8 protein-coding genes and 1 pseudogene are annotated in these 8170 nt (G+C 67.0%); 4 read left to right on the forward strand and 5 right to left on the reverse strand.

Features of this window, described 5'->3' with window-relative positions; genetic code table 11:
* Positions 1-23 precede the first annotated feature (23 nt).
* The 3 genes from TU34_RS16300 (at position 24) to TU34_RS16310 (ending at position 3818) form a co-directional block, all read left to right on the forward strand.
* The gene (locus TU34_RS16300; RefSeq protein ID WP_045823935.1) at positions 24-1697 is read left to right on the forward strand and encodes an ABC transporter family substrate-binding protein; all 1674 of its coding nucleotides are present in this window, start codon (positions 24-26) and stop codon (positions 1695-1697) included.
* A gap of 127 nt (positions 1698-1824) precedes the next feature.
* Complete coding sequence (locus TU34_RS16305) at positions 1825-2778, forward strand: nitrilase-related carbon-nitrogen hydrolase (RefSeq protein ID WP_045823936.1); 954 nt, start codon at positions 1825-1827, stop codon at positions 2776-2778.
* Positions 2779-2801: 23 nt separating this feature from the next.
* Positions 2802-3818, forward strand: coding sequence for an agmatine deiminase family protein (locus TU34_RS16310; RefSeq protein WP_045823969.1), 1017 nt, complete (start codon positions 2802-2804; stop codon positions 3816-3818).
* 42 nt (positions 3819-3860) lie between these two features.
* On the opposite strand, the gene TU34_RS16315 is transcribed toward TU34_RS16310, so the two are convergent.
* Positions 3861-4307 carry an Hsp20/alpha crystallin family protein gene (locus TU34_RS16315; RefSeq protein ID WP_045823937.1) on the reverse strand — a complete coding sequence of 149 codons (447 nt, stop codon included), beginning with the start codon at positions 4305-4307 and terminating at the stop codon, positions 3861-3863.
* Between the two features lie 283 nt (positions 4308-4590).
* Between TU34_RS16315 and TU34_RS16320 the strand changes: the two genes are divergently transcribed.
* On the forward strand, positions 4591-6606 hold the full coding sequence (locus tag TU34_RS16320; protein ID WP_045823938.1) for an acyl-CoA dehydrogenase family protein: 2016 nt from the start codon (positions 4591-4593) through the stop codon (positions 6604-6606).
* On the opposite strand, the gene TU34_RS16325 is transcribed toward TU34_RS16320, so the two are convergent.
* From TU34_RS16325 to TU34_RS24115, 4 genes and pseudogenes are all read right to left on the reverse strand, one after another.
* On the reverse strand, positions 6584-6886 hold the full coding sequence (locus TU34_RS16325) for a hypothetical protein (protein WP_045823939.1): 303 nt from the start codon (positions 6884-6886) through the stop codon (positions 6584-6586). The genes TU34_RS16320 and TU34_RS16325 overlap by 23 nt on opposite strands.
* Positions 6883-7470, reverse strand: a complete 588-nt coding sequence (locus TU34_RS16330; protein WP_045823970.1) for a hypothetical protein — start codon at positions 7468-7470, stop codon at positions 6883-6885. The genes TU34_RS16325 and TU34_RS16330 overlap by 4 nt, the downstream gene beginning before the upstream one ends.
* On the reverse strand, positions 7463-7855 hold the full coding sequence (locus tag TU34_RS16335; RefSeq protein WP_052688984.1) for a hypothetical protein: 393 nt from the start codon (positions 7853-7855) through the stop codon (positions 7463-7465). Before TU34_RS16335 ends, TU34_RS16330 begins: the two co-directional genes overlap by 8 nt.
* Positions 7852-8170, reverse strand: a pseudogene (locus TU34_RS24115) (hypothetical protein); the annotation flags it as partial. The pseudogene TU34_RS24115 and the gene TU34_RS16335, both read right to left, overlap by 4 nt.

Genomic DNA, 8170 nt, shown 5'->3' on the forward strand with positions numbered 1-8170 from the left:
ACCATCCCTCGAAAGGATCACCCATGAAACGCCAAATGTTCGCCGTCGGCGCGATCTCGGTCGTCGCCACGCTGACACTCGCCGGTTGTGGCGGGTCGTCGGGCTCGAGTTCGTCGGACACCAACGACTCGCTGTCGAAAACGGCCGCGCAGATCAATGCCCAACCGCGCGACAACATCGCCGACGGAGGGAAGCTCACCACGGCTCTGCCCGAGGTGTCCCCCCAGTTCAACCCGTTCCAGGCCGACGGCACGCTCTACACGACCACACTCTGGCGGTGGAGCAACCCGTCCCTGTTCACCTTCAGCCCCGACGGCACCGCGTCGGCCGACCCGGATTACCTCACGGGGTACTCGAAAGCCGAGGTCGGCGGCAACACCGTGGTGACCTACACGATCAACCCGAAGGCGACGTTCAACGACGGCACGCCCATTGACTGGACCGCCTTCGAGGCGACCTGGAAAACGAACAACGGCAGTGACCCTGCGTATGCGGCGTCGAGCACCGACGGCTACTCCCAGATCGCGTCGGTGGTGCAGGGGACGAACTCCAAGCAGGCCATCGTCACCTTCCGCGGCACCTACGCCTGGCCCGACAGCCTGTTCAACATCATCCTGCACCCGAAGGCCGCCAACCCGACGTTCTACAACACCGGCTACATCAACTCCCCGCACCCCGAACTGGGCGCCGGGCCATACGCGTTGAAGGCGTTCGACAAGACATCGGGCACAGTCATCTTCGAGAGGAACCCGAAGTGGTGGGGTGACACCGGCAAGCTCGATCAGCGGGTGTTCCTGCAGATGGACAGCCAGGCGTCGATCAACGCCTTCAAGAACGGTCAGATCGACGCGGTGTCGGCGCGGACCAAGGACAGGCTCGCCCAGGTCCAGGGGGTCGGCGGCACGCAGATCCGCAAGTCCGCGACGCCGTCGCAAGACCTCGCGACCCTCAACTTGGCCTCGCCGCCGTTGCGCGACGTCAAGGTACGCAGCGCCATCCTCAAGGCCATCGACCGAAAGGTCGTCGCCGACGTTCTCTTCCAAGGCCTTGGGTACAGCGAGACCTTGCCAGGATCGTTCGGGCTCTACCCCTTCCAGAAGGGCTACGCAGACAACGTCAAGGGAGTCATCGACTTCGACACCAACGCGGCCAAGAGTGAACTCGACGCCGCCGGATGGGTGACGGGCGGCGACGGCATCCGAACCAAGAACGGACAAAAGCTGTCCCTGAGCTTCCCGCTCACCGGTGACGATCCGACGATCCTTAACCTTGCACGGGCCATCCAGGCCATGGAGAAATCCGTCGGCGTAGACCTGCAGATCCAGCAGAAGTCATCGAGTGAATTCTCCGACGTCGTGACGAACAAGAAGTTCGACTTCTTCCTCTCCGGGGTGAGTTCGAGCGACCCGTTCGGATACGCGTACTTCTGCCAATTCTGGTGCTCGGGTTCTCAGCTGAACCAGGCCGGCGCGGGAACCCCCGAGTTGGACAAGCAGATTCGGGCCGTCGGCGAGATCGCCGATCCGGCGGCTCAGATCGCCGCAGGAAACACCCTCGAGCGCACGTTGCTGGCTCAGTACTCCAATCTCGCGCTCGACAACGGGCCCACCATCGTGGCCACCAAGGAGAAACTCGCCAACTACGGTGCCGGCCTGTTCTACATCGGGCGGGTCCAGGACATCGGGTACCAAAAGTAGTACAAAGCGAGATTTGACCCCACGACAGTGCACCCCGGCGAGAGCCGGGGTGCACTGTCTCTTGCGGGCCTGCAGGCCCGGCGTTATCTTTAAACGAACACCATTCGTTTAAAGACGAGGAGACCTGATGCGCACGATCGTCGCCCCCGCGGTGCCCGCGCCGCCGTGCCGGTACGAGGCCCCGACGCGCGATCCGTTGCGCGTCGCGCTGGTGCAGCATCAGTGGCACGCCGACCCCGACGACCTTCGGGCCGAGCTCGCCGAGGGGATCGCCGCCGCGGCGCGCGAGGGTGCCCGCGCGGTGTTCCTTCCCGAGCTGACCCTGCGGCGCTATCCCGCCTTCGAACGCGCAGGCACCGACCCGGGCGCCGACGCCGAGGACCTGCACACCGGACCCACGGCCACGTTCGCCGCCGAGATGGCGCGCACCCACGACCTCTTCGTCCACGCCTCGATGTACCAGCGGTCCCCCGCCCCGACCGGCTCGACAGACGACGGACTCGGGCTCAACACGGCGATCCTGGTCTCGCCGGCGGGCGAGATCGTCGCGCACACCCACAAACTGCACATCCCGATCAGCCCTGGCTATTACGAGGACACGTACTTCCGTGGCGGCCCGGCTGATGACCCCTACCCGGTGCACCGCCCCGAGGGACTCGACGCGGCGATCGGACTGCCGACGTGTTGGGACGAATGGTTCGCCGAGGTGACGCGCAGCTATTCACTGGCCGGGGCCGAGATCCTCGTCTATCCGACGGCGATCGGTTCCGAGCCCGACTTCCCCGATTTCGACACCCGCCCCCTGTGGCAGCAGGTGATCGTGGGCAACGCGATCGCCAACGCGACCTTCATGGTGGTGCCGAACCGTCACGGCAACGAAGGCGTGATCACGTTCTACGGGTCGTCGTTCATCTGTGATCCGTTCGGCCGCATCCTCGTTCAGGCTCCGAGAGACGAATCGGTGACCTTGGTCGCCGATCTCGAACTGGACCAGCGGCGCGACTGGCTCTCGCTGTTCCCGTTCCTCGCGACACGTCGACCCGACACCTACGCATCGCTGACGGCACCGGTGACACCGTGACCACCGGCGGCAGGAACTGGCGGATGCCCGCGGAAACCGCGGTGCAGGAACGTGTCTGGATGGCCTACCCGGTGGCGGGGTATTCCCTCGGCGACACCGAGACCGAACACGAAGAGGCACGGGCGACATGGGCAGCGGTCGCGCACGCGGTCGCCGACTTCGAACCGGTGACGGTGATCGTCGATCCCGGCGAGATCAGCCACGCGCGACGCCACCTGTCGAGCGAGATCACCCTCGTCGAGGCACCGCTGGACGACGCCTGGGCCCGCGACATCGGCCCCACCTTCGTGCTCGACGAGAACGGGGCGCTCGGCGCGGTCGACTGGGTGTTCAACGGCTGGGGCGCCGCCGACTGGGCGACGTGGGACAACGATCAGCACATCGCCACGATCATCGCCGAACTCTCCGGCGCGGAACTCGTCGACTCGCCGATGATCAACGAGGGCGGCGGTATTCAGGTCGACGGCGCGGGGACCGTGCTGCTCACCGAGACCGTGCAACGGGGCGAGGGCCGCAACAGCACCTGGTCTCGTGAGCAGGTCGAGGCCGAACTCGCCCGCACCATCGGCACCACCACCGCGATCTGGCTGCCGCGCGGGCTGACCCGCGACAACGACACCTTCGGCACCCGTGGACATGTCGACATCGTCGCGGCCTTCCCGACACCGGGCACGGTACTGGTGCACGACCAGACCGACCCGACCCATCCCGACCACGCGGTGACCGCCGAGATCATCGGCGTGCTCACGGCTGCCACCGACGCCGCGGGTTCGCCTCTGGAGATCATCCGGGTGCCCGCTCCGCACAACCTCACCGACGCAGGCGGTTTCGTCGACCACAGCTACATCAACCACCTCGTGGTCAACGGTGGCGTGATCGCCTGCGCCTTCGACGACCCGTCCGACGCGCCCGCCGCCGAGATCCTCGCCGACGTCTACCCCGGACGCGAGGTGGTGACCGTCGACGCCCGCCCGCTGTTCGACCGCGGCGGTGGCATCCACTGCATCACCTGCCAGCAACCGAGTCGACGGCACCCGTGAGCCGCGGGCCCACGGGTGCCGTTGTCGGAATCGGGCTCTGGGTCAGCTGGTGGATTCGGCCTCGATCGACCGCGGCGAATCCTTCTGGCGCACTTCGATCGTGCGGGGCTTGGCGCGTTCGGCCACCGGGATCGTCACGCTGAGGACCCCGTTCTCGTAGGAGGCCTCGATACCGGCGGCGTCGATGTTGTCGCCCAGGCTCAGCTGGCGTCGATAGGTGCCGGAGAACCGCTCGTTCGCCAACCACTGCACCGCATCGTCCGACCGCGCGGTGCGTTGCGCGGCGAGGGTGAGTGTCCCGTTGTCCACACTGACCTCGACCGATCCCGGGTCGACACCCGGCAGATCCGCGGTCAGCAAGAAATGGTCGTCCACCTTGCAGAGATCCATCGGCATGAATCGCGGGGTCCGCGTCGATCCCGTCGGCTGGCCGCTGAGCAGACCGCGGGCGAGTGCGTCCATCTCGGTGAAAGGATCAAATCGAAGCACAGCAACCCACCTCCTGTGTCGCCATGGCCCGCCCCGGTGACGAGCCCTCCATCACTGTGCAGCACCGAATTTAGCACTCGACGCCCGCGAGTGCCAGATCTTGTCGAGCAGATTTTCTTCCCAGTCCTTCACCCGCACAGTATGTTCGGACCCTCGGCGCGAACGTCCACCCATCCGCAGTTACCGTTCCGTTATCCGACACGCCGACCACCGCCGTATTCCGGATGTCAACTGTGATCATCATTTCCGTCGAGCCCGGTCCGGCTCTGCGTAACGTGGGTATATGTCAGTCACCGATGCGGCAGTACCCGAAGAAGTCACCCCGGACCTGAGTGAGACCGGCGCCGACGACACCGTCGATCGTGAACTCCTGGTCGACAACCTGCGCTACACCCTCGACGGCCGCTGGCGTGAGACGCGTCAGTACGCGCGGCGCAACATGGACCGCGTCGATCTCCTTCCCGACCCGACCCTGACGATGCAGGAGTCGCGGGACCGGACGTTCGAGCACATCCGCGAACTCGGCAAGCTCGATTTCGCCGCCGCCGGGTTCCGCACCGAACACGGCGGCACGGGCGACGTGGGCGCGTCGATCACCGCGATCGAGATGCTCGGCTACGCCGATCTCTCGCTGATGGTGAAGGCCGGTGTCCAGTGGGGGCTGTTCGGCGGGGCGATCGAGAACCTCGGCACGCAGCGCCACCACGACAAGTACGTGAAGCCGCTCATCGACCTCGACCTCCTCGGCTGCTTCGCGATGACCGAGAAGGGTCACGGATCCAACGTCCAGGCGCTGGAGACCGTCGCGACCTACGACCGCGAGACCGACGAGTTCGTCGTGCACTCGACCACGCCCTCGGCCACGAAGGACTACATCGGCGGCGCCGCGCAGCACGCCACCCTGGCCACGGTGTTCGCGCAACTGGTGACCGCGGGTCCGGGGCAGGAGCCCGAAGACCATGGCGTGCACTGCTTCGTCGTACCGATCCGCGACGACAACCACGAGCCGATGCCGGGTGTGACGATCGGCGACGACGGCCCGAAGGGTGGCCTCGCCGGTGTCGACAACGGACGCCTGAGCTTCGACCACGTCCGCATCCCGCGCGAGAACCTCCTCAACAAGTACGCCGACGTCGATGACGACGGCAGCTACCACTCCCCCATCGACAACCCGAACCGCCGCTTCTTCACCATGCTGGGCACGCTGATCCGTGGTCGCGTGTCGGTGGCGGCGACCGCCGGTGCCGCCGGCCGCAAGGCGCTGGCCATCGCCACGCACTACGGACTCGAGCGCCGTCAGTTCGAGGCACCCGACTCCGACAGCGAGATCGTGATCATGGACTACCTGGCGCATCAGCGGAAGTTGTTGCCGCTCATCGCCAAGTCCTATGCCCTCGCCTTCGCGCAGAACGAGGTCGTGGAGGAACTGCACGAGGTCCAGACGGCCAAACCCGAGGACACCGAGGGTGACGACTCGATGGCCGGCCGCCAGCGGGAACTCGAGAGCGCGGCCGCCGGACTCAAGGCGATGACGACCTGGCACGCCTCGCACGCGATCAACGTGTGCCGCGAGGCCTGCGGCGGCAACGGCTATCTCGACGAGAACCAGCTGTCGATCATGCGCGGCGACATCGACGTGTTCACCACGTTCGAGGGCGACAACACCGTGCTCACCCAGCTCGTCGCGAAGGAACTGCTCTCGGCATACGCCGAAGACGTCCGCGGACTGAACACCGTCGGCTGGGCACGCTTCATCGCCGACATGGCCCGTGACGTCATCCTGGAGAAGTCCGCCGCGCGCCAGGTGGTGCAGACCCTGCTCGACTCCTCCGGCGAGGACCCCGAGGAGTCCGAGCTGTCGAATCGCGCCACGCAGGTCCGCCTGTTCCGCAATCGCGAGGACCATCTGCTGCGTACCTGCGCCAATCGCCTGCGCCGCGCGACGGCTGAGGACGCCGACGCGTTCGCGGTGTTCAACAACGCGCAGGACCACCTGCTGAAGGTGGGCCACGCCCACATGGAGCGCGTGGTTCTCGAGGCGTTCATCGAGGGCATCGAGAACTGCGACAGCAAGGCCGCCGCCGACCTGCTCGGCACCGTCTGCGACCTGTTCGTCTACTCCGCGCTGGAGGACGATCTCGACTGGTTCCTCATGCACCGCCACGTGTCGGTGGAGCGCGCCAAGGCGATCCGGCGCGGCGTGAACGAACTGTGCAAGGAACTCCGGCCGCACGCACAGACCCTCGTCGACGCCTTCGGCGTTCCCGAGGCGTTGCTCACCGTGGCGATGGAGGGCTGAGAACCCCTGCTCCCGTGTCGCCGTGGCGGCGCGGGAGCACCCGGGTGACCGCGACGTAGGTGGCGATGACGGCGGCGAGGACGCACGCCGTCGCGCCGCCGATCCGGTTGCCGCTGTAGGTCGTCAACGAATACGGGCCACCCACCGTGCGGTCGTCGATCGTCAGCGGTGGGTAGTCGGCCGTGGTGACCGAGGTGAGTGCCAGCCACACCGCCAGCGCCACGAACACCAGCGCGACGACCACCGCCACCCCGGCGACCAGATGTCGTCGGCCGTTCACGACGTCTCGTCCGAGTCGTCGAGGTCCGGCGTGGGGTCGGGCTTCGAGCCGCTTCGTGGGCCGAGGCCCATCTGCACCGCGAGGAGCGCCTCGGTCAGTTCCTGACGAAGACGTCGGTGATCGCGGGCCCAGGCCTGGGTCAACTTCCCCGAGGTGAGGGTGAGGCCGATGCCGGTGCGCCGACGCGGCACACCCGACAGCTCACCGAGGGCCGAGGCGCTTTCCCAATCCTTCGGATCGGGGGCGTTGTTCTCGGGGTGGATCTTCTCGATGTCGGTGAGCGGGATCGTCTTCACGCCCTGCCTCAGCGTGGTCTCGGTGAGGCACACGCTGACGTGTTGGCGCGCCGCGTAGACCTGGATGAGCGCGAAGCCGGTGAGCACCACGAAGAAGATCGACAGCACCGGCCAGTGGATCTGACCCGGGCCGGTCGCCTCGACCGCGACGACCGCCGCGATGAGCAGCGGCCCGATCGACACCACCCACCAGCTGCCGCCGTTCTCACGGAACAGCACCGCGCCGGCGTCCTCGTCGGATCCCGTGTCGGAGTCCTTCTCACGACCGGGGTCGCGCCGATCAGCCACCGATCGCACCCCCGCTGAACCACTTCTCGGCCGCGGGCCGGTACGCCATCATCGATCCGACGAGCCCCACCAACCCGCTGACCAGCAGGAACGGATCGAAGAACAGAACCGCGACCAGCATTCCGGCCATGGTGACCACCAGGGTCAGCACCGACACCGTCGACCGCCAGCGTGCGTCGGGCGTCGCGGCTCGGCGGCCCAGGATGTAGACCGCCGCGGCGATCGCGATGCTGATGACGCCCAGGCCGATGCCGAACGCGCTCGCACTGCCGATCCCGATCCACAGGAACCACACCGCCGAGACCCCGAACAACACCGCCGAGGCCAACCACAGCCTCGCGGCCCACACCGCCATCGTGGGGACGACGACGTCACCGCCGCTCATCGACGTGACTCGTCGTCGGAGGGGGCATCTCCAGTGGGGCTGTTTCCGGACGGGGTGTCCCCGGATCGATCGTCGGGCGCGGACAGATCGCGCTCGCGCACGTTCTCCCCCGTCGCCGGTCGCGCGGATGCCCGGTCGTCGGCGGGCGGTGACGGTGGCGACTGCTGATAGGCCTGCGGATCGAACGTGCGGGGGTCATAGGCGTGCGGGTCGTAATAGGGGCTCGGCTGCTGCCCCGGGTTGTGCTGCTGCCCCGGGTTGTGCTGCTGCCCCGGGTACGGCTGCGTCGGTGGCTGGTACCGGTTCGGGTCGTAC

The sequence above is a fragment of the Williamsia herbipolensis genome (genome assembly GCF_000964005.1).
Taxonomy (GTDB): Bacteria; Actinomycetota; Actinomycetes; order Mycobacteriales; family Mycobacteriaceae; genus Williamsia_A; species Williamsia_A herbipolensis.

Bases quoted from the DNA above. Each gene is read 5' to 3' on its own strand.
- TU34_RS16335 (WP_052688984.1), bottom strand. From the start codon at position 7,855: ATGAGCGGCGGTGACGTCGTCGTCCCCACGATGGCGGTGTGGGCCGCG.
- TU34_RS16310 (WP_045823969.1), top strand. From the start codon at position 2,802: ATGCCCGCGGAAACCGCGGTGCAGGAACGTGTCTGGATGGCCTACCCG.
- TU34_RS16300 (WP_045823935.1), top strand. From the start codon at position 24: ATGAAACGCCAAATGTTCGCCGTCGGCGCGATCTCGGTCGTCGCCACG.
- TU34_RS16320 (WP_045823938.1), top strand. From the start codon at position 4,591: ATGTCAGTCACCGATGCGGCAGTACCCGAAGAAGTCACCCCGGACCTG.
- TU34_RS16305 (WP_045823936.1), top strand. From the start codon at position 1,825: ATGCGCACGATCGTCGCCCCCGCGGTGCCCGCGCCGCCGTGCCGGTAC.